Here is a 25,982-nt window from a genome sequence, read left to right on the forward strand (position 1 = left end):
TTATGACGCCTTACTTCGATGAACGTGAGTTTCAGCTCAGCATTAACCGCCGCACCTTCCTGAGTCGCGCCGCCTACGGCCTGGGCGGCATTGCGCTCGCCTGTCTGCTCCAGCCCGCTTCAGCAGAGACCCTCCCGGCGCCACCGGAATCCGAACGCTGGCGTGGAGTGGTTAACCCGCCCGATTTTCCTCCCCGCGCCCGGCGCGTCATCCACCTCTGCATGGCCGGTGGGCCCTCGCACCTCGAAAGCTTCGATTATAAACCGGAACTTCAGCGCCTCGACGGCCAGCCGTTTCCTGATTCCTACACGCGGGGCCAGCAGCTCGCCCAATTGCAGGGGGCGGTCCTCAAAGCCCGGGGTCCGTTCACTCAATTCCAAAAGCACGGCCAATCCGGCCAGGAAATCTCCGATCTCTTTCCCCACATTGCCGGCATCGCGGACGATATCTGTATCGTCCGCTCGCTTCACACCGAGCAAATCAACCATGACCCGGCCCACGCCTTCATGAACACCGGCACCCGCATCAAAGGCCGGCCCAGCATGGGATCCTGGCTCCTTTACGGCCTGGGCGCCGACACACAGGATTTGCCCGGCTTCGTCGTGCTGACTTCCGCGGGCAAAAGCGGCCTCCAGCCGGTCTCCGCCCGGCAATGGTCCAGCGGGTTTCTTCCCAGTAAATTCCAAGGCATCCTCTTTCAATCCAAGGGCGCTCCCGTCCACTACGTGGGCAACCCGGAGGGGGTCTGTCAAAGCACCCAGCGGCAGGTGATCGAGGAAATCAATCGGTTGAACGGCATGCTCGAAGCTCGCCAGATGGACCCGGAAATCGAAACCCGCGTCGCCCAATACGAAATGGCCTTCCGCATGCAGACCTCGGTGCCCGAACTGGCCGATCTGAATTCCGAACCGCAGCACATCCTGGACATGTACGGTGTCAAACACCCAGGAGAAGGCACCTTCGCTTCAAACTGCCTGCTCGCCCGCCGCCTGGCCGAACGTGGCGTGCGCTTCATCCAGCTTTACCACCGCGCCTGGGACCACCACAGCGACATCGTCAAAGACATGCCAGTCGCCGCCCAAGAGGTTGACCGGGCCTCCGCCGCCCTGGTGGCAGACCTCAAGCAGCGTGGGATGCTCGACGAGACCCTCATCATCTGGGGCGGTGAATTTGGCCGCACCCCCATGGGCCAGGGCTCTGGCCGCGACCACCATATCAACGCCTTTTCCATCTGGATGGCCGGTGGCGGTGTCAAAGGCGGCCTGACTTGGGGCAGCACAGACGAACTCGGCTACCGCTATCTTGAAGACGGCCAGGAAATGCACGTCCACGACCTCCACGCCACCATGCTCTACCTGTGCGGCATCAATCACAAGCGCCTCACTTTTCGTTACCAGGGGCGCGACTTCCGCCTCACCGATGTCTCCGGCGAGGTCGCCCACGGGGTGGTTTCCTGACCAGGGCTGATTTATGAAGCTCGCTGGGACCCATTCCCTGGTTCTTCTCTGTCTAGGCGCGGCGCTAGCGGCGCTCGGTGGAACCGATTTCCATGCCTGGGCGCCCACTCCGCCTATGGGCTGGAACAGTTGGGATTGCTTTGCCACCACCATTACCGAAGCGCAGACGAAAGCACAGGCGGATGTGATGGCTCAAAAGCTGGCGCGGTTTGGGTGGCGTTACATTGTGGTCGATATCCAGTGGTACGAACCCCAAGCCAGGGGCTTTGAGTACCGGAAAGGCGCCAGGTTGACGATGGACGAATGGGGCCGGCTTCTGCCCGCGAGCAACCGATTTCCCTCGGGTTTCGAGGCCCTGGCCCAGCACATCCATGGCAAGGGCTTGAAGTTTGGCATTCATCTTATGCGCGGGATACCGCGCTTGGCTGTTGCGCAGAATACGGCCATTAAGGGCACACCGTTCCACGCCGCAGACATCGCCGACGCGAACAGTTTCTGCGCCTGGAACACCGATATGCATGGTGTGGATATGTCCAAGCCCGGCGCGCAGGAATATTATAATTCGGTGTTCGAATTGATTGCCTCTTGGGGAGTGGATTTCGTGAAAGTGGACGACCTGAGCCGGCCATATCACAGGGGGGAAATCGAAGCCATACGAAAGGCTATCGACCGGACTGGGCGGCCAATAGTATTGAGCACCTCTCCTGGAGCCACACCCCTGACGGCGGGTGAACACATTTCACAGCACGCCAATATGTGGCGTATTAGCGACGATTTCTGGGACAAGTGGCCCGAACTGCTGGCGCAATTCAAGCGGCTGCGTCAGTGGACTCCTTATCGCGGGCCCGGTCATTTTCCCGACGCCGATATGCTGCCGCTTGGGGTGATTGATATGGGCAAGCGGACCACCCACTTCACCCATGACGAGCAGTACACGCTTCTGACCCTGTGGTGCATCGCCCGTTCCCCACTGATTCTGGGTTCGGACATGACCAGGCTGGACGACTTTACGCTCTCCTTGCTGACGAACCCGGAAGTGCTCTCGGTAAACCAGAGTAGTAGCGGCAACCACGAGCTGTTCAACCGGGACGGTCTGCTTGCCTGGGTGGCCCAGGTGCCGGGTTCAACCGACGAGTATCTTGCCCTCTTCAATACGCAGGAGGTACCCGACAAAGTGCCCATAAACCTCGGAGGCTCGTCCCAGGTGCGCGACCTCTGGTTTCGCAAAGACCTGGGCAAAGCCGACGGTGAATTCGCGCCCCAGATCGCTTCTCACGGCGCCAAGCTTTACAGACTGTCGCCCGGGCGCCTGGGCTTCGAAAAAATTCTTTAGCGAGACGGAGCCTCAGACCGTGGCTCGGGCATCTTGCCCGAGTTCCCACGGGCGAGACGCCCGTGCCACGGCGTGGCTCACGCAAACTTGTACTGGCCCGGGATGGCCACCTCGGGGAAGGGCAGGCTTCCCATCTCGTATTTTTCCGGTCCCAAGCGGGTGGTGGAATTAAGGACTTCCTCCGCTTCAATCGAGCGCCCGCTATAGGCGGACTCGCGCCCCATGATCCCGGTGAGGGTGCTTTCGGCGACGTTTTTGGCCTCGTTCAGCGGGGCGCCGGCGCGAATGCTGGCCATCAGGTCCTGGTGCTCCTGCTGGTAGGGATTGACGTCGCGTTCGCGAAATCTCCAGAGCACCTGCTTGTTGCTGGCCCGTATCCAGTCCTTGCAATTGCTCGAACCTTTGGTCCCCACAACGGCCTCCTCGACCTTGCCTTCACAGCCATTCATTTGGCGGCACTGGCTGAACATCCGCGCGCCGTTGGCATATTCGAACTCGACGGCAAAATGATCGTAGATGTGGCCGTAATTCTTGTTGGGCCGCGCCTGCCGGCCTCCCAAGGCCAGGGCTTTGATGGGGTGCGCACCCATGACCCAGTTGATCACGTCCAGGTTATGGACGTGTTGCTCAACGATGTGGTCGCCCCCCAGCCAGGTGAAATAATTCCAATTGCGCAGTTGCCACTCCATATCGCTCCAGCCGGGCTGACGTTCCACCACCCAGATCACGCCCCCGTCCCAATACGCGCGGGCAGCCAGAATCTCGCCCACCGCGCCATCCTGGAGCCGTTTGATTGCCTCCCCATAGCTGCGCATGTGGCGCCGCTGGGTGCCCGCTACGATGCCCAGGTTCTTCTGCTTTGCCAATTCCCCGGCCTCGAGCACCAACCGGATGCCGGGGCCATCGACCGCGCATGGCTTCTCGGCGAAAACGTTCTTCCCCGCTTCGATGGCAGCCTTGAGGTGCGTGGCGCGGAAGTGCGGGGGCGTGGCCAGGATGACATAGTTGATGTCCGGGACCGCCAGCAGCTTTTGGTAGGCATCAAAGCCCGTGAAGCACATCTCATCGGGGATGGACATGTTGAGCTTTTGGAGTTGCTCGCGGCAGCCGTTGAGGCGATCAGGAAACACGTCACCCAGGGCAACAACTTTTACGTTTTTGCTCGCCGCGCTGGCATCGGCTTTGATGTTCTCGGTGTGGTAACCCGCCTGGGGATAGTTCACGTCGGTCGCGGCGCCCAGGGCATCGGCCACAGCGCCGGTCCCGCGTCCGCCGCAGCCGATGAGACCGATGCGGATTGGGTCGTCAGGCGCGGCATGGCCCGTGATGACAAAAGGCATCTGCGCCAAAGCCGCAGCGCCGGCGGCGGCGAGTGAGGAGTTCTTCAGGAACTGACGTCGTGAAACTGGATCGAGTGGATTGGAATGGCTGGATTTCATATAAGCTCTTGAGTTGGGTCTCAACAGTCATTTGGCAACGCCGGTGGAATGCAGGCGCCGGCTGAGGCGAATCCTAAAGCAACCCTCGCGGAAAACCAGCTTAATCTGGCCTGGTTTAAAAAATCGAATATAAGTCTCGAGGCGGCGATTTCCCCAAGGCCGCTTACGAGGAGGGCCCGTCTGGCGCCGGTAACGCCCCCTCGGCGGGCGAGTGGGAGCAGGAGTAAGGGTATGAGTATGAGTAAGAGTAAGACATAGAGGCGGCGCGGACACTGGCGCAACAAGGCCGGATTAGGCATTTAATTCATGCAGGGCTGGGACGAAGCCCAGGCGCGCCGCCTCTTGTCATTTTTAAGCGCGGGCGTATGCTCCGGCTGATGAAAGGCAAATGGATGATGCCTCTGGCCTTCATGCTGGCCTTTGCGCTTACACGCATCCCGGGCATGCTGCCGCAAAACTTCAGCGCCGCATATGCGCTGTGCTTTTGCGCCGGTCTCTATTTCCCAGGCCGCATAGCGTGGTGGCTTCCGCTAGGCGCGCTCCTGCTCACCGATATTGGTTTGGACCTGTATTATCGCTTCGATCTGGGCTGGCAGGTCTTCGACACAACGGCCTTGAAATATCAACTGGTCAATTATGCCGCCTATGCCTGTTTGATAGGTCTGGGGCGCAAATTCAAACCCAACTGTTCATTTATGGCGCTGCTGGGCGGCGGCGTTTTTGGGGCGCTGCTCTTTTATCTGATCACCAATACCGCCTCCTGGTTTTTCAACCCGTTTGGAAATCCTGAATACAGCAAAACCTTCGCCGGTTGGCTGATTGCGCTGACCAAAGGGACCGCTGGCTGGCCTGAGACCTGGCAGTTCTTTCGCAATACCCTTTTAAGCGGCGGCTTGTTCACCGGCTTGTTTGTGGGCGCCATGAAATGGCTTGAATCCTCCGAGTCAGCACAGGAAAAGGAACCCAAGGAATCGCCTGCCCCTGCCGAAGAACCGCAGGGCGACCAGGCCGCGGAACCTCGGGATGCGTGAGGGATAATCCGCCAGCCCCAAACCAAACCGCCCGGCGCATTGCCGCGTTCAAAATCGGGGTCATTTCAGATACACACAACTACTTTGATCCTCAAATCAAAGCGCTTTTTGACGGAGTCGTCCATATCCTGCATGCTGGAGATATTGGGGGCACCGGCATCATCCGGCAACTCGAGGACATCGCGCCCGTTACTGCGGTTTTAGGAAACACCGACGATCCTGGATTGCACTTCAACCTGACCGAATTCATCGAGGTGACTGGGAGAAGGTTCCTGCTTCACCACATCGTGCAACCCTCGCGCTTGCCTGACTGGCTGCAAGGACGCATCGCCGGCGACAGACCCGACGTGGTGGTTTTTGGCCATACGCATAAACCATTCAGCCAACGCATTGGCCCGCCTCTTTTCTTCAATCCCGGTTACGCCGGCAAATCCCGTTTCGGCATGGAACGCACAGTGGCTATCCTGCACTGCGAACAGGACGCTATCTGGCCGGAATATTTCCGGCTTGAGAGCCTGCTTTAAAAACAGAATTGCCGCTGCTCGTCCGTAGCAGCCGACGCCTGGCGTCGACTGCTATGATCGGACGAAAAACCAGGACGAGAGAGTCGTCCAATAACCGCAGGGAGCACGCCGCCGCTCGATAATCGGCTTACGGCAGGTTGCTCATCTGCTCTGCTTTGCTACTGGCGCCGCTCACGGTAACCGCCACCGCCGCCATCGCGTCCGCCGCCGCCCATCGGGCGTTCCTCGCGCGGACGGGCCTCATTGACGGTCAGCGCGCGGCCTTGGAAATCCTTCTGATGAAACATCCCAATGGCCTTGCTGGCATCCTCTTGGGTCCCCATTTCGATGAAGGCGAAACCCCGGGACCGGCCCGTCGTCCGGTCCTGCATGATGTTGACTGCAACGACCCCGCCCGCCTGGGCGAAGTAATCCTGCAGATCGTTTTCGGTAGTCGTGAATGGTAGATTCCCGACGAATAGTCTGGCCGGCATAATGTTCTCTGTTCTGTTTCTCGCTCCAACCGGGTGGCCGTTCCCAGGCGCTGGTCTCAAATCGCCCCTAAACCAAAGGACAATTCCCGCGTCACCAGGTTTTTGCTGAGTTGCCCTTTTGTAGAACAAAACCGCCTGCCAAGTCAAGAAGAATAATTAACCCAACAAATTAGCATCAAGGTCGATGAACAGGTGTCTGTTCGCTGGTGACGCTTAACACTTTTCACTGTCCAGGTACAGCGAGTGGGGCCTCCTCTCCTCCTGGGGATGAGAGGGAGAGCGCAGAACGGTAATCTATTGTTAAAACAGGCCTTCAGACCTCGATGCCGTAGGCCTTGATTTTGTTGTAGAGAGTTTGCCGGCCAATGCCCAGGCGCTTGGCGGTTTCCAGCTTGTTGTTGCCGGTTTCTTTGAGCATTTGCACGATAGCATTGCGCTCAACCCCTTCGAGCAGGGTAAAGTTGGTGTCCTGCGACTCTTCGCCGATGACGCGCGCCTTGGTGATGGACAGGTCGGTGGAATCCACTTCATCGCCTTCGCACAGCAACACGGCGCGCTGCACTTCGTTTTGCAATTGGCGCACATTGCCGGGCCAATCAAAGGCAGTGAGGCGTTCAGCGGCCATCGAGGTGAAGCCTTTTATAGTGCGGTTGGCCTGGGCGGCAAAGCGCCGCAGAAAAGATTCGGCCAGGGGCAGGATATCCTCGCGCCGTTCGCGCAAGGGGGGCAGGTGAACGGAAATGGCGCTGATCCGATAGAACAAGTCCTCGCGGAGCTTGCCGTCGCGGATGGCCTCTTCCGGCTTGCGGTTGGTGGCGGCCACGAGGCGGCAGTTGGTTTTGTAAGCGGTTTTGCCTCCTACGGGCCGGACTTCCTGGTCTTGCAAGACGCGCAGCAGTTTGCTCTGAGTATCGACAGGCATTTCGGAGATTTCATCCAGGAGCAACGTGCCCCCTTCGGCCTGGCGGAACAGCCCCTCGCGGTCCGCATGCGCCCCGGTGAATGCGCCTTTAACGGAACCGAACAGTTCGCTTTCGATGAGTTCGCGAGGCAAAGCGGCGCAATTGATTTTGATAATACGCGCCTTATTGCGGGGGCTGACCGAGTGGATCAAATCGGCAATGACTTCCTTGCCGGTGCCGCTTTCACCTGTAATGAGGATGGACACGTCGCTGGTGCCGATTCGTTGAACGGTGCGCACGACATCCTGCATGGCAGCGCTGCGGAATACCGGAGCGGTTGTGCCGCTGATGGTGCCCAGCGCCCGGCGCAACGCGCTGTTGGCTTCCGTCTGCTCTTTATGTTCGAGCGCGTTATTGACATCGACCACCAGTTTGTCCCCATCAAAGCCGGCGCCTTTGCGAACGAAATTGAATGCCCCGCTCTTGGTGGCTTCGACGGCCCAGGAGACGGCCTGATGATCATCCGGGGCGCCGGTGAGGATAATGACCTCGGTCTGAGGCCAGCGTTTTTTGATGTTGGGAAGCAGTTGAAGGCCATTGGCGTCCGGCAGTTTGACATCCAGCAGGACGACGTCCGGCGGGTCCTCTGCGAGAGTTTTTTGCAGTTCAGCGCCGTTGGCGGCCTCGCTGACCTGGTAATCGGTCCCCAGCCTGAGCCTCAGCAACTCGCGGAAGTCGGCCTGGTCATCTACGATCAGAATTTTGCCCTTCATAAGTTATGTATGCGATTTCGCCCGCAGGCGCGGGTGAACGCGCCGAAGAGAGCCTGGTGTTCGGCAAATCGCCCGGCCAAGCGTTCCGGGTGGAATTGCACGCTCAAGAGCCACGGCAACCAGCGCACTCCACCCGGCTGGAGTTCGAGCGCCTCGATGATGCCATCCGAGCTGGTGGCCGCCACACGAAGCGGGGCGGCCACCCGGCCAATTGCCTGGTGATGCGTGCTGTTCACGCCCAGATTCTTCTTGCCGGTTATCTTGGCCAGTACTGAACCCGGTGTCAATTGCACTTCGTGAACGATTTCACTGCGTTTATCCATGCGCCGATGGCGCAACGCCCCCGGCACCTGGCTGGGAATATCGGCCACCAGCCCACCCCCCAAGGCCACGTTAAGGATTTGGTGCCCGCGGCAAATCGCTAGCAACGGTTTGCGCTGGCGAAAGACCTCGTCAATAAGCACCAGCTCACGGTAATCCCGCCCGCCACCATCAGGGGTGACGCCGACCGTGCGGCGCACTGCAGCGGGCAAGACATCCCCGTAGAGGCGCGGATCGACATCATCCCCGCCGGTCAACAGCACGCCGTCGCATCGGCGCACGCAGTCGGCGATGCATTCCCGCTCCACCGTCACGGGGATTATCAGGGGCAACCCGCCTGCGGCAAGAATGGCTTGCTGGTAATTGGCCGAAAGGCTGATCGAGAGGTCCCCAAATTCCTTCCCTTTGCCCTCAATGTCTGGGGAAATCAAAATGAGCGGTCGTTTGGTCATGTTGCAATCAACTCAGTCGAAAGCCGCTTCGGGAAAGCGTTCGCGAATGGATTTTTTGACGCGCGCTTCTTCTTCGGGACGCAAGCGGCGGCGGTTAATGCGGCGCTGGACGGCGTCGAGCAGCTCCAGCCAATCATCCAAAGGCGGTTCGGGAACGGCCTGCCATTGGTCGTAGCGTTTTTCACGCGCAAAGAAGAGCCAATCGCGTCCGACATGCTGCGCATAGACCTGGAGGGTAAGGCCCCCGGGAGTGGTGCGTTTCCAACTGATCTCAGCCTTAGGCATGGGGGCATCAATGCTCGGGCAAATCGACGCCCGCCACAGCAATCGCCGCGATGCCCTCTTCACGCCCGATAAACCCTAAGGTTTCGTTGGTCGTGGCTTTGATCCCGATTCGTTGGACATTCAGTTCGAGGGCCTCGGCCATATTGCGTTTCATCTGCTCAATGTGGGGGAAGAGCTTGGGCGCCTGGGCGATGATGGTGGCGTCGATATTGATCAGTTTGCCGCCACGCAACGCCACCAGGCGCGAGGCCTCCCGCAGGAACACGCGGCTGGGGGCCCCTTGCCAGCGTGGGTCGGTATTAGGGAAATGATGGCCGATGTCGGCTTCGCCGAGGGCGCCGAGGATGGCATCGCAGACGGCGTGCATCAACACATCGGCGTCCGAATGGCCTTCGAGGCCTTTTGGATGCTCGATGTCAACCCCGCCCAGGACCAGCTTTCGTCCCTCGGCCAGAGCATGAACGTCGTAACCGATGCCCACATGAACCATGGGCCAACTATAGGCAGAGGGGCCAAAGCTACCAAGCACTTTTGCCGTCGGGCCGACACTCTCAGCTCGAGCCACCGCGAATTTGGCGATCATCAACTTGATGCTTATTTGGCCCTGCATCGCCTAATGAGAAAGTCTTCATCTGTCCCTCGGATCGGATTCTTTCAAAGCAGATTGGGCACGCCTTCACGAGTTACACCTTCAACGGATACGAGGTGGGGCCAGGGGCCATTGCGCGCATAACAGGCAAGAAGCTGGGTTCCATCAAAAGTCCGGCCAAGGCGGTATTGGTTGGCGAGTGGCCCGCATTCTTTGGCGGCTCGTGGCATCCGGTAATTAACCGAGACTATCCCAACGCAAAAAACGCGCTGAGCTTTGTCGATGGGCATGCGGGCCTCATCAAAAGTTTTTGGGATGGTGCTTCCGATTCCGATCCCTGTAACTATGAGCCCCCAGCCGGATATGATTACAACTGGGATGGAGAATGACGTTCCTCCCGAACGCCCGCACTTCGCGCCGGTAGAGATCAGGAAATCTGAGTCTGGACATTTCATACTCGATTTCGCGTCTCATTAACACGCGGGCTTTAGCCGGGTTTTGCTTGATGCGCTCAAGCAGCGCGGGCAGTTCTGCATCAAATTCATGCTTAGTCGCCCCGCCAAGCTTCCCTCTCCCAGTCTGCGGGGAGAGGGGCCTATTCAGGGGCCTATTCGCTGGTGACCCTTCAGGACCGGGGGCAAAGGGCCACTGCGCCAAAGGACGCGCGAAGTTGAAAAAAGCCAATTGTCAACAATTGAGACGTGGCCCCGCTGCCACCGTTTCACTATGAAAATGGCGCACCACGAAGTAAGGCTGGTTAGCGAGATTAGAGGCGAATCCGGGATACAGCGATGAGTTTTGGGCGTCCTGCCGTATCTCGAAGTAATATTGGAGCGGGTATGGCGAATTCGTGTAAGCCGCCGGGATGGTGGCGCCGAAGTGATTCCCTTCCGCTTGCATAAAGACCCTCTCGAATCGCTCACCATGGTTCACGTGGCGATAGTAGAGGCGAACGGCCTGGGATGACCTTTGCAATATTAACTCTATCTCGAGCGGTTGGCCGGCGCGGAAGCGAGCCGGCGGCGAATGACGGCAAACAACAATGGGTCGCCGCGGTCGGTCCAGGATTTCCTGGATGCACAATCGAATGTGCTCCGATCCAATGGCGTTGCCAGCCTCTCCGCTCGTTTGCTCCAGCCGCTTCTCCAATAAAGCGATGTCGTCGTCAATGGCGGGCAGCCGGTCGAGCCAATGGCCGCGCAAATGGGGTAGCTCGCCCACGGTCACATCAGCTTGATAAACGTTGCGCGCTTGCTCTGCCAGTTCGGCCCATGCGTTGCGGGCGCGGCGATATACCCTTATGCATTCAATCAGGGAAGCGCGATCACCGCTTTGTTCGAACAATCCGTAGAGAACACCCGAGCGAAACTTCGCGCCGAAAAATCGCCCAAGTCCGATTTGGATTTTCAAGTCAACCACCATGCGTCGATATTCCGCTGTGTTGTTGTTCCTAACCTTACTTTCGGCCAGCGCGAGGTTTTTCGCTGCAGCTTCGGCGTAATCTTCGATCCATCGCGCGACTTCGATTGGAGTGTATTTCCCGCTGTGTTCGCCTTTGAGCAATTCGCCGGCAAAATCATTGATGCGCAGGAATAATTGCGGGTCCAGCGGGCTCACGTTGCCAAACACCTTCGGCGCAGGGCTGTCACCATACGGGCTAGGGCGGCCAGCATCGATGAGCGAGTGGTTAAAATACATCTCCGGCCAGTAACTGTTGTTTCCTGCGGAAGGCGCGTGGGCGGTGGTGATAATGGGCAGGATGCGGCTGGCGTTTGCCAATGCGAGTTCCACTGCCTTGGCCCCTTTTGCAAAAGTCTTTCGCAACATCCGCTGCCAAATGTCCGGGGCGCTTTCAGGGTTATACATCAAACGTCCCCACAGCCTCAGCGTATAAAGGTATTTTTCCCAGTCCCAGCGCGGCTTGAGGGACACCTCAGCGTAGGCGCAGCGGCCACCGGGGATGCCTGAGCCTCGGCGACCCTTGAAAGTGAGGGGCTCCATGATTTCAACACCAGCGCTGCCGCAAAAGCTAAAGGCCCTGCTGTGGGCAGCGGCAGTCACTGGGTCGCCCCACAAGAGCAGCCGTTGCGTCCCCGGCCAGATGCGATACATCACCGTATAGCGGCGATTTTCCTTGAGCAGGTCGCCGTAACCATACCGAAGAAAACTGCGCGACCCGCTGCTCAGTTTCATTAAACCCGAACCCTCTCTACCGGGCCGAGGCCGCTCCAGTGCCCGGATTTCGGTCTGATGATAAGGCATTCCAAGGTGCTCGGCCCAGTACTTCGGCGCGACATCTACGGCCATCCCCGTAGCCAGCGCCGAGTCAATCATCGTTTCATCGATCCCTTTGGCGTGCAGGTCAATTTCCACCCTGCGGCCGCATTTGGCCACTCCCTCAAAAACCATACGCCAAAAATCGTAACTGCCCTCGGGAACCCCGCTTTCACCATGGATGCGGAATGTAATGGCGCTGATGGCGGGGCAGGCCCTCAACAGCGCCAGCACCGCGTCCCGGCAATAAGGGCCGTGGTTTTGTGCTGACAATCCGGCAATTCGGTAGTTTGCCCGCGGACTGCTGGACCAGTCATAGCCGTGCATCCAGATGCCCAATTGGAATTGCAGGCCGCGCGCAACGGTTTCCTCGCTGATGAACTTGAGCATCTCCAAATTGCCGTCGCGCTCAGCATCCGGCAATTCAGGCACTCGCACATCGTATCCTGGAACGGATAGCAGAAACGGGTACGCGAATAAAAAGTAGGCATCGGTCACGTCTCGTAAAAAATCGTAACCGATGCCGAGGCTGAGATTGAAGCGGTTAAAGCGTTGAGTCGCCAGCATGGTCAGATAGCGCGGCCACATCTCCCGATCATTGAACCACGGCTTGTCTTCAACTTCGCTGACGAAAGCCCGGGCGATGCTGCGAATGCGATTGGCGGGCTGTTCCACCGTCCGTTGGATGTTGCCCAACTCATCGAGGGGAGCGACGGCGAAGTTGACGCGGTCCGCAAGTTCCAGGGCCGCATAAACCAGTCCGCGCACATCCGATCCTGTCGCCAGCACAAACCGACGGTCACCCATCTTGCCGCGCGCCACAGCGACGGCTTCCGGAACATCCGCCAACGAAATACCCGTTGCAGCCAGCGCCTGCTTTCCGCTGCTCGAACCAGCAGTAGCGACAATGACGCAATCCCAGCCGGCGGGCGCCTGTTCCAAGCGGTGAAAAATTTCCGCCGCCGCCCCTCGGCTTCTAAGGGAAACTAGCAATTCCTCTGCCACCCACTGAACGGCTTTTTGTTTGGCCTCTTCCGCATCGAGAACAATAGCAACGCCCCTGGCTTTCCCTCGGGCGGATAGAGTTCCGGGAAACAGACTAACTGCGGCCACTGCTGCGGAAGCTGTTGCCGTGGTCCTAAGAAAATCGCGGCGCGAATTTTTTGCAATCATGTCAACGGATCCTCTTGGATTGAAGTGCCGAACTATCTCTATTTGGCAGCCGAACCCTCACTTTGAATTGTCTGTGCAATGAGCAAATGGTTTCCCGATCTCCCAATGTGACCAACGGATCGACAATGCGCCAGTCATATAGCTCATCCAGCCCACGTTCAAGCTCGTGTAGCACATGAGCCCGTTCACAGTAGCGGGATTAAAATTGTTGGCAAGCAGCGACATGTATTCCTCGGGTCTGCGTCGTGCTTTCAGGCCCCCGTGACAGGGCTAATCTGGCTTGCAGAGTCCATGGATTTCGATGGCGTTGCTCAAGTCCTGCCCTGCGCGTCGCGTCTCCGATCCTAAAAAGCCCCACCAACAAACTCCTCGCCATCAGCCACCACCGGGCACGTCGCGCGCGCGTCCGCCCCTCTCGTGGTTGGGATGCGGCGGCCGGCGAGAGCAGGCACCACGCCGCGCCGCCGTGAAGCTTGAAGCCTTGAAGCTCAAAATCTCTCTTGCTTCCGGGTTGCGGGCATCCTATATTGCGCGCTCTTTTTGAAAGAAAACTAAACGTATTATGAGACTTCCCAAAGGCATTAAGACCAGGAAATCGGTGGCCAAACGGTTTAAAATTACCGCGGGAGGCAAGGTCCTTCGCACCAGCGCGGGGCGCCGTCATTTGATGCAGACCAAGAACCCCAAGAGACGGCGGGGTTTGCGCGGGGCGACGAGCGTGCATTCGACCGACGAATACCGCATCAAGCAGAATCTGCCGTTCAGCCACTAACCGCCACAATCCACTTTCAACTATCGACTAACATATGCGAGTAACCAACGCGCCAGCTTCCCGCAAACGACGGACCCGGATGATACGGGCGGCCAAAGGCTTTCGGATGCGCCGGTCGAAACTGTATCGGTATGCTTCTGATGCGGTCGATCATGGACGCCAATATGCCTTCCGCGACAGGCGAGCCAAAAAGCGCACGTTCCGGGGTTTATGGCAAATCCGTATCAATGCGGCCGCCCGCGCAGCAGGCATAACCTACAGCCGCTTTATGGAAGGCTTGAAAGCGGCCAAAGTTGCCCTGGACCGCAAGATATTGGCGGACCTTGCGGCGACGGACGGCGCGGCCTTTAGCGAGTTGGTCAAGGTCGCCCAAGACGCCCTGAAGGCCAAAGCGGCCAAGGCTTAAGTCATTTCCGATTACCGATTGGCAGGATGGGCGGCCAGCAATGGGCGCCCATTTCGTTTAATGCCGCAACAATGGCTGGATTCCTCGAGCAAATCGAACCGCTGAAACAAGCGGCCATAGCTGAGTTGCGCGCTGCCATCGACTTGGCCGCCCTCGAACAGGCCCGCGTCAATTACCTCGGCGCGCGCGGCGGCTTTACGGCGCTGCTCAAACAATTGGGCGAGCTGGCCAAGGAGGAAAAGCCGGCTGCAGGCAAGGCCGTCAACACCGCCAAGGCGGAGATCGAAACGGTTTTGGCCGAGCGCCGCGCTCAACTCGAATTGCAGAGCGCTTCCCCGCAGGAACCCACTGACTTTACCCTTCCGGGCAGGCGCCGGCCTTTGGGCAAGCTGCACCCGCTGACGCAAGTGACCGAAGACATCATCCGCAGTTTTCGCAAGATCGGTTTTGTGGTGGCAGACGGGCCCGAGGTAGAAAACGAGTATTACTGTTTTGACGCGTTGAACACACCGGCGGACCATCCGGCGCGCGACACGCAGGACACCTTTTACCTCGCGACTGCAGCGGCCAAGGAGAGCCAAAGCAACGCAGGCCTGCTGCTGCGGACCCATACCTCGTCGGTCCAGATTCGGGTGATGGAAAAACAGACGCCACCGGTGCGGATTATTGTGCCTGGGCGGGTCTATCGGCGCGACAACGCCGACGCCACGCATAATCCGACGTTCCACCAGGTCGAAGGGTTGTATGTGGACCGTGGGGTGACGGTTAGCGATCTGAAAGGGACGGTTGAATTTGTTTTCAAAGAGCTGATGGGGCCCGAAACCCGCATCCGGTTTCGTCCCCATTATTTCAGCTATACCGAGCCGAGCTTCGAGATCGATTTTAGCAGCGCATTGACGCGCAAGATGGGCAAAGAATGGCTGGAAATCGCCGGCTGCGGAATGGTGCACCCGCAGGTATTTGAGAATGTGGGGTATGACCCGGAAACCTGGACCGGGTGGGCCTTCGGTTTTGGCATCGAACGCATTGCCATGATCCGTTACGACATAAATGATATCCGGCTCTTTTACCAAAACGACCTGCGTTTTCTGCGGCAGTTTTAGCGTTTGGGGACATTTCGATGAAAGTCACTCTGAATTGGCTCAAGCAGTACATCGATTTCGATTGGTCTGCCGAACATCTCGCTGAGCGGCTCACGATGCTCGGCATCGAGGTCGAGGGGGTTCAAAAACTTGGCGGCGAGTTCGATGGCATTGTTGTTGCCGAGGTCCTGGCCTGCGATAAACATCCCAACGCCGATAAGTTGTCTCTGTGCCGGGTGAATGACGGCGGGGGTGAACGCCAGATCGTTTGCGGCGCGCACAATTTCAAAGTGGGCGACAAGGTCCCTCTTATTTTGCCCGGCCACACGCTGCCCGCAAAGCCGGGCGGGGCGCCCCTCACGATCAAGGTGGGCAAGATACGCGGGGTCGAGTCGCAAGGAATGATGTGCTCGCCGCAGGAGCTGGGCCTTGCGGACGACACGGAGGGCCTGCTCATCCTGCGTCCAGACGCCCGGGTCGGCCAGCCATTCGCCGAGTATTTGGGGCGGCCCGGCACGGACGTGGTTTATGACCTTGAGATAACGCCCAACCGGCCAGACCTCAACAGCGTAATCGGAATTGCCCGTGAGATTGCCGCCGCCACAGGGAATCAGTTGAGAATGCCTGAAACCGGCGATGCCGAAAAGCAAGGGGCTCCGGGCACAACACCCGCAACTCCGCGCGTTTCTGACCTGGTGGCGGTGCGCATCGAAGACCCGAAGCTTTGCCCAAGATATGCCGCCCGGGTAATTCAGGGGGTGAGCATCGCGCCGAGCCCGGATTGGTTGCGAAACACCCTCGAAATGGTTGGCGTGCGGAGCATCAATAACGTGGTTGATGTGACCAATTACGTCATGCTCGAAACCGGCCAACCGCTGCACGCGTTCGATTATCATCTGCTGGCCACGACAGGCTCGATGCCGGCAATTGTTGTCCGGCGGGCGCGCGAGGGCGAGAAATTCATCACACTCGATGGGCAGGAGCGCGCGCTAACCTCCGAGATGCTTTTAATCGCGGATGAAACCAAGCCCGTCGCCCTGGCTGGAGTTATGGGCGGGCAAAACAGCGAGATTCATCTCAATACCAAGGATGTCCTGATCGAGAGCGCCTATTTCAAGCCCCAGAACATCCGGGCGACATCGAAGAAGCTGGAACTGCGCACCGAATCCTCGTATCGCTTCGAGCGCGGCGGTGATGTGAGTATTTGCGACTGGGCCAGCCGTCGCGCCGCGCATCTGATTGTTCAAACGGCGGGAGGGACCCTCGCCGCAGGTGTCGTTGATGCATACCCCAAACCTGCCGCATTAAGAGATGTGCGGCTGCGCCACGAAAAGGTCAATGCGCTGCTGGGGACTACTCTCTCACCCGAACAGATCGAGGAATACATGGGCCAGCTTGAGTTAAAACCATTTGGCCGCAAACCGCGTCCGGTGGGGGCGCCCCAGAGCCCGCTTGAGCCGTCGAGCTTCCGCATACCCAGTTTCCGGGTGGACCTCAAGCGGGAGGTTGATCTCATTGAAGAGGTTGCCAGGCTGTATGGTGTGGATAAAATCCCGGCCACTCCACCCAGAGGAGCGCTGGGCTCCAATCCCTATGATTCGGTCCATGACGAACTATCCGGAGTCCGGCAAATCCTCACCGGATTAGGCCTCTTTGAGGCGCAGGGCCAGACGCTCATTTCCGATGCCGCCGCGCGTTTGGTGGCAACTGAGGGGATAGTGCCGCTGGCAAATCCACTGAGCAGCGACATGAATGTGCTTCGCCCGAGTTTGCTGCCCGGCTTGCTCGAGGCCTTGCGGCACAACTCGAATCACCATAACCATGAAGTGGCCTTGTTCGAGATGGGCCGGGTCTTCTCGAATGCGGCTTCGGCGCCGAGCTCAACCAGCGGTCCCGCCGGTGCGCCAGCCGCAGAGGTCCGCGAAGAACGGCGCCTGGCTGTGGCCCTCACCGGGCGGCGCAACCCGCTTTTCTGGACCGGCGCCGAGCGTGAAGAAAAACTCGATGCCTACGACTTGAAAGGCGTGCTTGAGCAGTTTTTCGAGCAATTCGGGTTACGCGGCGTGAGCTACGCCCGGCGCGCCGAAAGCTCCGCAGTGTTTATCGAATCTGCTACGATAACGCTGGGTAGGTTCCAGCTCGGCGAGTTGGGCCAACTGCGTCCGGCATTGGCGAAAGCTTATGACTTGCGTGATCCCGTTTTGCTGGCCGAGTTGAATCTGGATATCCTCCTGGCCCGGCGCAATCGCGCCATCGCTTTCCGTGCGTTGCCTTCTTTCCCGGCCATCCGCCGCGACATCGCGATGATTGTCCCTGAGGCGACCACACACGAAGCGGTCGTGCAAGCCGTTAAACAGGCCAAACCAGCGAACCTTGAGTCAGTCGAATTATTCGATGTGTTTCGAGGGAAAAATGTTCCGGCCGGTCAGAAAAGCATGGCTTATGCGTTTACCTATCGAAGCCCGGAACGGACGCTAACCGACACGGAAGCAAACCTGGCGCACCAGAAAGTCACCGAACAACTCAAGCAAAAGCTCCACGCCACGGTGCGGGCATAGGAGTAGGATTTGGTTTGGAGATTTGGTTTTGGAACTTGGCAACGGGAAACACCCTGCCGCCAAGCCACTTACATCGAATTGTTACTGTTCTTAGACTTTCGAATGACGCTGGCGTAAGTTGGTGGTGCGTATGATTGTTTCCGTTACTCAACCCCCTGCAGCCGAGCGCAAGAGTTCCTTGCCGAAGGTGAAGCGCTACATGGGCGAGGTGGTGTATATCTACGCATTTGACATGGCCTACGAGATGGTGCGTCAGCCAGTCCGGGAGTTGCTCGGCCAACCTGTCGCCCAATTCTCGGTGGATGCCAGCAAACGCAGTCCGCGTCATTTGTTCTTTTACCGCCCACAAATGGTGCGGCTACCCCCGCTCGAGAGAATTGGCTCCAATGGACCGGTGCGTATCGAGCGTGGGATAAAGATTCTGCCGGTGGGCGCCATCAGCGTCACGATTCGTGTTCCGTTCGAAGTGGGACAGGTCGAGGACCTGGTGGATTACCATGATCTCCAGTTCAGCAATGGCTCGTTGAATGAGGAAGTCCGGCGTCTGGCCGAGGAGGTTCGGCGCGAGCTGGCTCCATTCTACATCCGCCCGGTGGCCAACCTGGCCGAGGAAGAGGCCTATACCGTTTTTTGCATTAACTCGCCCTTATTGACCGAAGACGGCGCCCCGCTGCGGACAGAGAACTGGCTGCAGGCCAACCGGCGGTCAGTGGCTTCCCTGCTAACCCAGGAGCCGGATATCGACCATTTGTCGAAGCAAGAGGCCGAGGAATCCACGGGCCGGTACTTGAGCTACTACGAACACGACCTGGTGGTGGTGGACTGGGACGCGGCGCTTATCCTGGACGAGCGGCAAAACTTCGACGAAACGCTTTATGTGATGGAGTTGGCGAATTTGCAACTCGCCGAGCTCGAGGCCTACGACCGGCTGCTGGATGACTCGCTCGAAAGAGCTTATCGGGACCTGACGGGCCGTTCATTCCGGCTCCGGACCAGTATTTTGAGGGAGTTGCGCGAGATTCGCATTGATCTGGCTCGCTTCAGCGATGAACTATCGAACATCACCAAATTCTTTGGCGATTGGCACCTGGCCCGCATTTACGAGAATGTCTCCGCTCGCTTTCACCTGGTGGACTGGCACCGCACGATTGATGGCAAACTCCAGACGCTGGACGACCTGTATCAACTGCTCAATCACGATCAAAACAATCGATGGATGTTGCTGCTCGAGGTGACCATTGTGCTCCTGTTTGTAATCGACCTGGTCATCCTGTTTTTTGGTGTCAAGGCGAGGTAAGGTCCATTCGCGTTTGGCTGGCTTTTTAGAGCCAGCTTTCGCGACAACCCCAATCCTCGCCGGCTTTCCGCCAGTTGCAAATCCGGGTCGATTTCCTCTGGGTAGGCCGCTGTGTAAGCCAGCGCCATTTGGAGGAGAGCTGCCTCATCTTCGCCCCCCGAGTCCGCGCTACCGGACCATCAGGCCTACGGCGTCAGTTAATGGTTGGACCAGCGAGTTGGGGGCGAAGCCGAGCAGAACGACCCCAAGCGCCAGAACAGTGACCAGCACCTGGGTGATAACGGGCGTGGTGGCAACCGCGACAGGGCCTGGGGCGTCCGTCACGTAAATGCGTTTGAGCACCTGGAGATAGTAATAGAGTGAGACCGCGCTCATGGCCAAGGCCAGCACCACCAGCCAAAGCAAACCCAAATCGGAGTGGCCCGTTGCCAGCGCTGCGCTGAAGAGGTAAAACTTGCCGAAAAAACCTGCCAACGGAGGGATACCTGCCAGCGAAAGCATAAAAATAAGCATCGCAAAAGCCAATAAGGGGGCGCGACGGCCAAGGCCGGCGAAATCAGCGAGGGTGTCGCCGCCGGTTTGGTGTTTCACCACCGAGACGACGCCGAAGGCGCCCAGGGTAGCCAGGCCGTAGGTCACAACGTAATAGACCAGGGCGGCCATACCAGCCATCGAGTGGCTCATCACGCCCAGCAGCATGTAACCGGCATGGGCAATAGCAGAGTAAGCCAGCAAACGCCTGACGCTGCTTTGGACGATAGCCGCCAGATTGCCTAGCACCATCGAAACTGCGGCCACAATGGCAAGCACCGGCACCCACCCCGGCACGTAGGCATGCCAGGCGCCGCTTCCCTCTGCGCCTTTGAACCCGAGCATCATCACACGAGCGAAAATAAAAAAACCAGCCACTTTCGAGGCAGACGCGATAAACGCGGCGCTGGGGACAGGCGCGCCTTCATAGGTGTCCGGGGCCCAGAGATGAAATGGGGCAGCGGCAACTTTGAAGCCAAACCCGATAACGGTCATGACAATGGCCAGGGCTAGAAGCGGGTCAAGCCCCGGCCCTTGTATGGCCGCGCCGATGCCAGCCAGGCTCGTCGCGCCGGACAATCCGTAGAGCAAGCTCAAGCCAAAAAGGGTAACCGCGGCTGAGAGGCCGCCAAAGAGGAAGTACTTGAGCGCGGCTTCCGCCGAGAACCGGCTGCGCTTGTTAAAAGCCGTCAGCACATAAAGCGAGAGGCTGGTTAATTCAAGTGAAAGGAAAATCATCAGGATATCCTGGGCGCTGACGAGGAATATCATGCCAATGGCCGCCAGGAGCACCAAAGCGAAGTACTCCCCCATATGCGGAGTAAAGTCGGCGTCGATTGAAAGCACCAGGGCGCAGACCGTTAAACCGAGCAGGGCGATTTTGACAACCCTGTTGAGAGGGTCGAGCACAAGCAGTCCGTCCATGAGATTGGCCTGCTGCGGCAAGGCAAGCATCCACCCGATGGCCGCCAGGCAGCCGGCCGACGAAATCATGGCCCCAATCAGCGCTCGAAACCGCAGGTCCAATCCGCCCAGGCTCAGCAGGTCTGCCGACAAGACTACAAGGACCGTGACAACGAGAATCATCTCGGGCATCGCCACTTTGAGAATTTCGAGATAGCTCATTATGGTCCGGCAATTTGCCTCAAGCCGTTGAAGAGCGAGGAGCTGAGGCTGGGGACGATTAGGTTAAGAAGCAGACTGGGGAACAGCCCAATCAGCAGTGAGGTTACCATCAGAATAACCGCCCCGATCTTTTCGGGCATTGTAATGGGCGGCATACCCGAATGAGCTGGGGCGGCTGGTTGATCGGAGAAAAATGCCTTAAGCAGGGCCCGTAATGTGTAGGCCACTCCTACAACAAGGCCGATACCCGCTACAACTGCCAAGGTGGGGAAGGCCCGCCAGGCGCCGACCAGGACCTGCAACTCCGCCGCAAACCCGCTGAACCCGGGCAGACCCATCGAGGCAACACACGCCACAGTAAATGTGACCGCCGCAAAGGGCATCAACCGGCTCAAATTCATTCGCTCGAGATTGGCGAGTTGCCGGGTGTGCGTGCGGTCATAGACCATCCGCCCGACGACTGCAAAGAGCAGCCCCGCGATAATCCCGTGTGAGAACATCTGCAGCACAGCGCCGCTGAGCCCAATGGGGTTCAAGGTCATCAAGCCCAGCAACACAAAACCCATATGGCTCACGCTCGAGTAGCCAATAACATATTTGAAGTCCGTCTGAACCAGCGCGACCGTCGCGCCATAGAGAATCCCAATCAGCCCGAGCACGCTGAACAGGTCCAGCCAGGAGGCGAACCCGAGCACATGAAAGCCCCATGGCCCCAATCCTTGAGGGAAAAGAGTCATCGCCACCCGAAGGCAGCCGTAGGCGCCCAGTTTCATCACAACACCCGCCAACAGCATGGAAGCGGCAGTCGGTGCCGCTACATGGCCCGTCGGCGCCCAGGTATGAAAGGGCCAAAGGCCGGCCAGAATTCCAAATCCAACAAACACAAGAGGGAAGGCCCACATCTGGAACGCGTGAGGGAAAGGGAACTCAGCCAGTTGCTGCAAGCTCATGGTGTGCCCCCCGGCGATGACAAAGGCGGCCAATAAACCAATGAGCACCATGGCGCTGCCGCCAAACGAGTAGAGAGCCAACTTCATCGCGCCATATTCCCGCCGCGTCGAGCCCCAAATGGCTATCAAAAAATATTTTGGAATAATCGCAATCTCATAAAACACAAACAGCAGAAACAAATCGAAGCTGAGGAAGACACCATAAACCCCTCCGATGAGGGCCAGGTACAATGCAAAGAATTCCTTCGCCCGATACTCAATGTTCCAGGAAAAAAGGATGCCAGCGATGGCCGCAATGCCTGTCAACAGAACCAGAGTCAGGCTGATACCATCGGCGGCGAGATGAAATCGAATGCCCATCGATGGAATCCACGGGACATTGACAATCGTCTCGAGTTGGCCGGGCGCGGCCTGGAGTGTCTCCGCCACGGCGAAACTCAAACCGAGGGCGGCGGTCGAGAGGGCGAGCAGGCGGGCGGCCCGCGCGTCTTTCGCCGGCAAGAGCGGCAGCACGGCCGCCCCAAGGAAGGAAATATAGATGGTCCAGGCCAGCATGGTCGGTCAAAACCTTAGATGCTGGACAATCCCCAGAACTGTGCCGTTTATCATGCCCAGAACGAGTTGGGGATAAATCCCCAAAAGAAACATCAGGCCAATAGCCGGTAAAACCATCGCCCGTTCGGCAGCCGTCAAATCGGGCATGGCGGACCATTTCTCATTCAGAGGGCCATTAAATACCCGGTGCAACATCATCAGCAGAAAGACGGCCGTGATGAGCAAACCAAGCACCGCCAAAGCCGTCGCCCAGGTAGCCAGCGCGAAAGCCCCTTTGAAAATGAGGAATTCTCCCACAAACCCGTTCAGGCCCGGAAGACCGAGCGAAGAGAAAAGGGCAATGCCCATCAGACCGCAAAAGACCGGGGCGACCTTTCGCAGGCCGCCAAAATCTTCGAGGCCGCGCAGGCCGTGGCCGCGTTGTTCGAGAAAACCGATGAACCAAAACAAAGTAGCAGCCGTGAGGCCGTGGTTGAACATCTGCAGGAACACGCCATTGAGTGTGGCGGCTTTCTCGGCAAGAGGCGATGCGGCCATGGTGCTGGCGCTCAGGACGGCGAAGATGCCCAAAAGGCAGTAGCCCAAGTGGTTGATGGAAGAAAAGGCCAGCATCCGTTTGATGTCGCGCTGGGCAAAGGCCGCTCCCGCGGAAACCACGATGGTGATAACCGCCAGCCACAGCAGCGGCGTCATGGCCCAGCGCATCTCTTGCGGAAAAATCGGCAGCAAAATGCGCAGGAAACCATAGATGCCCATTTTGGACATCAATCCGGAGAGCAACATGGTGACGCCGGTCGGCGCTTCCGAATAGGCAGCGGGCAACCAGGTGTGCAGAGGTATCAATGGCACTTTCACCGCAAAACCAAGGAAAGCGCCGGTGAAAATAACCAGGGCCAGGCGCTTGGCCGTTAAACTGTACCAGCCCAGTTTTGTCGAGAGGGCAGACATGAGCGCGCCGTTGCGGCCCAGATCAGCGAGGTCTGTGAAATCGAATTTACCCGTCGCCAGGAAGATGGCCAGGAACGCCAGGAGCATGGCCACGCTGCCCACCATGGTATAAACAAAAAATTGTGTGGCTGCAGAACTGCTCAACGGCCCTCCCCATAACTTAATCAGAAAAAAGGCGGGCACCAGGCTGAGTTCCCAAAAAATGAACCAATGGAAGAAATTGAGCGCGGTGAAGGTGCCAAGCAGTCCGGCCTGCAGGAAGAGCACCAATGCAAAGAAAAGCCGTTCGCGCGCCTCGATATTCCACGAAGCAAGCAAGGCCATCGGCACAACGATAGCTGAGAGGAGCACCATCAAAATACCCAGGCCATCCACCCCCGTGTGATATTGCACGCCCAGAATGGGAATCCAGGCAATCCGCTCCTGGAACTGGAGATCGGCCCAGCCCGAGTCGAATTTTCCCCACAGCATCAGGGCCAAAGCCAGGGCGAGAAGGCTGAAGCCAAAGGCCGTGACCCGGGCGAGGTTTCTTCCCGATAAACCCAGCACGACCACCCCTCCGACCAGGGGAACCAATGTGATGACCGTTAGCCAAGGGAATCCGTTCATGATGCGCGGCACCCCCAAATCAAAATCAAGACCAGGATGCCCAGGGCCACACTGAGGATTCGCAAATAATGCTGCACCCGGCCATCCTGAATCCTGGAAAAGAGCGCTCCGCCGCGTCTCAGGCCGCGACAACTCTCATCAAAACCCAGGTTGACCACGTATTCGTCCAGCAACCGATCCAGCCAGGCCAGGCCAACCGCGATATAAGAAACCAGGTTGACGGCTCCGTTCCAAACGTGCTCTTCGAGCCAGGCACAGGTTTTTGCCCAAAGGTCGTTCAGGCCCACAACTGCCCATTGATAGATTTCATCGACAAAATACTTCCGGTGAAGCAACCGGAAAAGGTTAGGCCAAAGACATTCGAGGACGTCGGGTTCCTCGCTGCTGGCAACCGGTTGGCGCCCGTAGAACCACCAGCCCAGCCCGATGCCCGCAAAGACAATGATTGAGGAAGTCAGCAGAAGCGCCGGCATCCCCTTTTCAAAAAGCGCCGCGGCGTTCGCCGAGACATGTTCCCCATTAAGGAATGCCTGGAACCACGGCCAAATCGGCGTGCCAATGAAGCCGAGCACGATCGAAAAGAAGGCCAGTACCGCCAGAGGAACAATCATGACCAGAGGGCTTTCATGCGGCTCAGCGGGCAACTCGATGTGCGGATGTTCCCTGGCCGGAAGGCCGGCGTGGGCCATGGTGCGTTGCTCGGAGGCGGTCGTCTTTCCCAGGGCCAGCCGGCAATTGCCGAAGAAGACATAAAAGACCTGTCGGGTCATGTAAAAGGCGGTGAGAAAGGCGCCCGCCGCACCGAGATAGAACGGCAACCGCGAAATGCTCCAGCCATGGGCTGCATGGAGAATTTCGTCCTTGCTCCAAAAGCCGGAGAAGAACAGCGGCACGCCGCTAAGAGCCATCATGCCGATGGCGTATGTAGCGAAAGTCAATGGCATAAACCGGCGCAGCCCGCCCATACAACGGACATCCTGCTCGTCGCGGCAGCCATGGATGACGGAACCGGCGCCCAGGAACAGCAGGGCCTTGAAAAACGCGTGCGTCATGAGATGGAACATGCCCACTGCCACTCCACCGGCGCCCAGACCCATCATCATGAAACCCAGTTGCGACACTGTCGAGTAGGCGAGAATGCGTTTGATGTCGATTTGGGCCACAGCGATAGTGGCCGCAAACACCGCCGTAATGGCTCCAACCCAGGTCACCACGATCAGAGCGCCACTCGGGGCCCCGCCGTGCGAGACAGCCATCAACGGATAAACTCGGGCGACGAGAAACACCCCCGCCGCCACCATGGTCGCCGCGTGAATCAGGGCGCTGACCGGAGTAGGTCCCTCCATGGCGTCAGGCAGCCAGACATGGAGAGGGACTTGGCCTGATTTGCCGATGGCGCCGCAAAAGATCAGCAGTCCGATTCCGGTGGATGCAGCCATACCCAGAGCAGTGGTCCGGCTGAGCAAAGCGCCTAGAGCCGATTGTTCGATGCAACCCCGGCCACCATCATAAAAAAGCAGCGTCCCGGTTTGGGAGTAGAGCCAAACGATGCCAAGCAAAAAGGCGAGGTCGCCAATTCGGGTGGTGATAAAGGCCTTTAGGGCCGCGCGCTCCGCGCTGGGTTTATGATACCAGAACCCGATGAGCAGATAGGAGGTCAGGCCCACCAACTCCCAGCACATGAAAAACAGCAGCAGGCTGTTGGCAATAACCAGCCCCAGCATCGCGGCGGCAAACAGCGAGAGGAAACAGAAAAAGCGCGTGAAATTCTCGTCGTGGGCCATGTAACCCAGCGAATAGATAAAGATGAGCAACCCCACCAAACAGACCATCACCAGCATCATCGCCGTGAGCGGGTCCAGAACCCAGCCTAGTTTCACCCAACCCTCTCCCATTTGGAACCATGGGAAATTGAAAACCTCGCGTGAGGTGAGGCCCTGGTGGGAGCGGGCCAGCACGGCGGCAAAGGCGGCGCACGACAGAATAAGCGACAAGCCCATCGAGCCGATAGCCAGCGAGGCGGCAAACAGCCGGTGGCGTTGTTTGGAAACAGCACTGAGGGCCGCAGCCAGCAGCGGGAAGACAGGAATGAGCCAGAGATTGTGCAAAATCCCGTTCACTCG

The 25,982-nt window shown here is 58.4% G+C and carries 20 protein-coding genes and 1 pseudogene; 9 read left to right on the top strand and 12 right to left on the bottom strand.

Translation table 11 applies throughout. The annotated features are described in order from the left end of the window. Window positions 1–2: 2 nt before the first annotated feature. Complete coding sequence (locus VG146_00345; GenBank protein ID HEV2390787.1) at window positions 3–1,457, top strand: DUF1501 domain-containing protein; 1,455 nt, start codon at window positions 3–5, stop codon at window positions 1,455–1,457. Between the two features lie 115 nt (window positions 1,458–1,572). Continuing rightward, window positions 1,573–2,790: a glycoside hydrolase family 27 protein gene (locus tag VG146_00350; GenBank protein HEV2390788.1), complete on the top strand. Its 1,218-nt coding sequence runs from the start codon at window positions 1,573–1,575 to the stop codon at window positions 2,788–2,790. A 77-nt stretch (window positions 2,791–2,867) separates the two neighbouring features. Here VG146_00350 and VG146_00355 read toward each other — a convergent pair whose 3' ends face one another. Continuing rightward, window positions 2,868–4,229, bottom strand: coding sequence for a Gfo/Idh/MocA family oxidoreductase (locus VG146_00355; GenBank protein HEV2390789.1), 1,362 nt, complete (start codon window positions 4,227–4,229; stop codon window positions 2,868–2,870). Window positions 4,230–4,594: 365 nt separating this feature from the next. On the opposite strand from VG146_00355, the gene VG146_00360 reads away from it, so the two are divergent. Both VG146_00360 and VG146_00365 read left to right on the top strand, forming a co-directional pair. Beyond that, entirely contained in the window at window positions 4,595–5,260 is a 666-nt protein-coding gene (locus VG146_00360) for a DUF6580 family putative transport protein (GenBank protein HEV2390790.1), read from the top strand. Then, the gene (locus VG146_00365) at window positions 5,257–5,784 is read left to right on the top strand and encodes a metallophosphoesterase family protein (GenBank protein HEV2390791.1); all 528 of its coding nucleotides are present in this window, start codon (window positions 5,257–5,259) and stop codon (window positions 5,782–5,784) included. Before VG146_00360 ends, VG146_00365 begins: the two co-directional genes overlap by 4 nt. A 158-nt stretch (window positions 5,785–5,942) precedes the next feature. Here VG146_00365 and VG146_00370 read toward each other — a convergent pair whose 3' ends face one another. From VG146_00370 to VG146_00400, 7 genes and pseudogenes are all read right to left on the bottom strand, one after another. Beyond that, window positions 5,943–6,257 carry an RNA-binding protein gene (locus VG146_00370; GenBank protein ID HEV2390792.1) on the bottom strand — a complete coding sequence of 105 codons (315 nt, stop codon included), beginning with the start codon at window positions 6,255–6,257 and terminating at the stop codon, window positions 5,943–5,945. 313 nt (window positions 6,258–6,570) lie between these two features. Next, window positions 6,571–7,932 (bottom strand): sigma-54 dependent transcriptional regulator, encoded by a 1,362-nt coding sequence (locus tag VG146_00375; GenBank protein HEV2390793.1) that lies wholly within the window; start codon window positions 7,930–7,932, stop codon window positions 6,571–6,573. Continuing rightward, window positions 7,929–8,705, bottom strand: coding sequence for a gamma-glutamyl-gamma-aminobutyrate hydrolase family protein (locus VG146_00380; protein ID HEV2390794.1), 777 nt, complete (start codon window positions 8,703–8,705; stop codon window positions 7,929–7,931). Before VG146_00380 ends, VG146_00375 begins: the two co-directional genes overlap by 4 nt. Before the next feature lie 12 nt (window positions 8,706–8,717). Beyond that, entirely contained in the window at window positions 8,718–8,990 is a 273-nt protein-coding gene (locus tag VG146_00385; GenBank protein ID HEV2390795.1) for a hypothetical protein, read from the bottom strand. A gap of 7 nt (window positions 8,991–8,997) precedes the next feature. Next, complete coding sequence (ispF, locus tag VG146_00390; GenBank protein ID HEV2390796.1) at window positions 8,998–9,480, bottom strand: 2-C-methyl-D-erythritol 2,4-cyclodiphosphate synthase; 483 nt, start codon at window positions 9,478–9,480, stop codon at window positions 8,998–9,000. Window positions 9,481–10,266: 786 nt separating this feature from the next. Further along, on the bottom strand, window positions 10,267–13,026 hold the full coding sequence (locus tag VG146_00395; protein ID HEV2390797.1) for a twin-arginine translocation signal domain-containing protein: 2,760 nt from the start codon (window positions 13,024–13,026) through the stop codon (window positions 10,267–10,269). Between the two features lie 147 nt (window positions 13,027–13,173). Continuing rightward, window positions 13,174–13,260: pseudogene (locus tag VG146_00400) on the bottom strand (DUF3641 domain-containing protein). 328 nt (window positions 13,261–13,588) lie between these two features. Between VG146_00400 and rpmI the strand changes: the two are divergent. From rpmI to VG146_00425, 5 genes are all read left to right on the top strand, one after another. Next, window positions 13,589–13,798 (top strand): 50S ribosomal protein L35, encoded by a 210-nt coding sequence (rpmI, locus tag VG146_00405; GenBank protein ID HEV2390798.1) that lies wholly within the window; start codon window positions 13,589–13,591, stop codon window positions 13,796–13,798. Between the two features lie 34 nt (window positions 13,799–13,832). Continuing rightward, window positions 13,833–14,204 carry a 50S ribosomal protein L20 gene (gene rplT, locus VG146_00410; GenBank protein HEV2390799.1) on the top strand — a complete coding sequence of 124 codons (372 nt, stop codon included), beginning with the start codon at window positions 13,833–13,835 and terminating at the stop codon, window positions 14,202–14,204. A gap of 26 nt (window positions 14,205–14,230) precedes the next feature. Further along, on the top strand, window positions 14,231–15,307 hold the full coding sequence (pheS, locus tag VG146_00415; GenBank protein HEV2390800.1) for a phenylalanine--tRNA ligase subunit alpha: 1,077 nt from the start codon (window positions 14,231–14,233) through the stop codon (window positions 15,305–15,307). 17 nt (window positions 15,308–15,324) lie between these two features. Beyond that, window positions 15,325–17,844 (top strand): phenylalanine--tRNA ligase subunit beta, encoded by a 2,520-nt coding sequence (gene pheT, locus VG146_00420; protein ID HEV2390801.1) that lies wholly within the window; start codon window positions 15,325–15,327, stop codon window positions 17,842–17,844. 130 nt (window positions 17,845–17,974) lie between these two features. Beyond that, complete coding sequence (locus VG146_00425; protein ID HEV2390802.1) at window positions 17,975–19,141, top strand: hypothetical protein; 1,167 nt, start codon at window positions 17,975–17,977, stop codon at window positions 19,139–19,141. A gap of 168 nt (window positions 19,142–19,309) precedes the next feature. Here the strand turns inward: VG146_00425 and VG146_00430 are convergent, their stop codons facing one another. From VG146_00430 to nuoL, 4 genes are read right to left on the bottom strand one after another with little or no spacing between them, the layout of a single operon-like run. Then, window positions 19,310–20,797: an NADH-quinone oxidoreductase subunit N gene (locus VG146_00430; protein HEV2390803.1), complete on the bottom strand. Its 1,488-nt coding sequence runs from the start codon at window positions 20,795–20,797 to the stop codon at window positions 19,310–19,312. Beyond that, window positions 20,797–22,302, bottom strand: a complete 1,506-nt coding sequence (locus VG146_00435) for an NADH-quinone oxidoreductase subunit M (protein ID HEV2390804.1) — start codon at window positions 22,300–22,302, stop codon at window positions 20,797–20,799. The genes VG146_00430 and VG146_00435 overlap by 1 nt, the downstream gene beginning before the upstream one ends. A 6-nt stretch (window positions 22,303–22,308) precedes the next feature. Continuing rightward, window positions 22,309–23,859, bottom strand: a complete 1,551-nt coding sequence (locus VG146_00440) for an NADH-quinone oxidoreductase subunit M (protein ID HEV2390805.1) — start codon at window positions 23,857–23,859, stop codon at window positions 22,309–22,311. After that, window positions 23,856–25,979, bottom strand: coding sequence for an NADH-quinone oxidoreductase subunit L (gene nuoL, locus VG146_00445; protein HEV2390806.1), 2,124 nt, complete (start codon window positions 25,977–25,979; stop codon window positions 23,856–23,858). The genes VG146_00440 and nuoL overlap by 4 nt, the downstream gene beginning before the upstream one ends. Window positions 25,980–25,982 lie beyond the last annotated feature (3 nt).

The sequence above is a fragment of the Verrucomicrobiia bacterium genome (genome assembly GCA_035946615.1).
GTDB lineage: Bacteria > Verrucomicrobiota > Verrucomicrobiia > Limisphaerales > UBA8199 > DASYZB01.

What these genes read in the sequence shown, in the direction of transcription:
- VG146_00345 (HEV2390787.1), top strand. Translation starts at nt 3, where the DNA reads ATGACGCCTTACTTCGATGAACGTGAGTTTCAGCTCAGCATTAACCGC.
- VG146_00350 (HEV2390788.1), top strand. Translation starts at nt 1,573, where the DNA reads ATGGGCTGGAACAGTTGGGATTGCTTTGCCACCACCATTACCGAAGCG.
- VG146_00355 (HEV2390789.1), bottom strand. Translation starts at nt 4,229, where the DNA reads ATGAAATCCAGCCATTCCAATCCACTCGATCCAGTTTCACGACGTCAG.
- VG146_00360 (HEV2390790.1), top strand. Translation starts at nt 4,595, where the DNA reads ATGCTCCGGCTGATGAAAGGCAAATGGATGATGCCTCTGGCCTTCATG.
- VG146_00370 (HEV2390792.1), bottom strand. Translation starts at nt 6,257, where the DNA reads ATGCCGGCCAGACTATTCGTCGGGAATCTACCATTCACGACTACCGAA.
- VG146_00375 (HEV2390793.1), bottom strand. Translation starts at nt 7,932, where the DNA reads ATGAAGGGCAAAATTCTGATCGTAGATGACCAGGCCGACTTCCGCGAG.
- VG146_00380 (HEV2390794.1), bottom strand. Translation starts at nt 8,705, where the DNA reads ATGACCAAACGACCGCTCATTTTGATTTCCCCAGACATTGAGGGCAAA.
- VG146_00385 (HEV2390795.1), bottom strand. Translation starts at nt 8,990, where the DNA reads ATGCCTAAGGCTGAGATCAGTTGGAAACGCACCACTCCCGGGGGCCTT.
- ispF (HEV2390796.1), bottom strand. Translation starts at nt 9,480, where the DNA reads ATGGTTCATGTGGGCATCGGTTACGACGTTCATGCTCTGGCCGAGGGA.
- VG146_00395 (HEV2390797.1), bottom strand. Translation starts at nt 13,026, where the DNA reads ATGATTGCAAAAAATTCGCGCCGCGATTTTCTTAGGACCACGGCAACA.
- rpmI (HEV2390798.1), top strand. Translation starts at nt 13,589, where the DNA reads ATGAGACTTCCCAAAGGCATTAAGACCAGGAAATCGGTGGCCAAACGG.
- rplT (HEV2390799.1), top strand. Translation starts at nt 13,833, where the DNA reads ATGCGAGTAACCAACGCGCCAGCTTCCCGCAAACGACGGACCCGGATG.
- pheS (HEV2390800.1), top strand. Translation starts at nt 14,231, where the DNA reads ATGGGCGGCCAGCAATGGGCGCCCATTTCGTTTAATGCCGCAACAATG.
- pheT (HEV2390801.1), top strand. Translation starts at nt 15,325, where the DNA reads ATGAAAGTCACTCTGAATTGGCTCAAGCAGTACATCGATTTCGATTGG.
- VG146_00425 (HEV2390802.1), top strand. Translation starts at nt 17,975, where the DNA reads ATGATTGTTTCCGTTACTCAACCCCCTGCAGCCGAGCGCAAGAGTTCC.
- VG146_00430 (HEV2390803.1), bottom strand. Translation starts at nt 20,797, where the DNA reads ATGAGCTATCTCGAAATTCTCAAAGTGGCGATGCCCGAGATGATTCTC.
- VG146_00435 (HEV2390804.1), bottom strand. Translation starts at nt 22,302, where the DNA reads ATGCTGGCCTGGACCATCTATATTTCCTTCCTTGGGGCGGCCGTGCTG.
- VG146_00440 (HEV2390805.1), bottom strand. Translation starts at nt 23,859, where the DNA reads ATGAACGGATTCCCTTGGCTAACGGTCATCACATTGGTTCCCCTGGTC.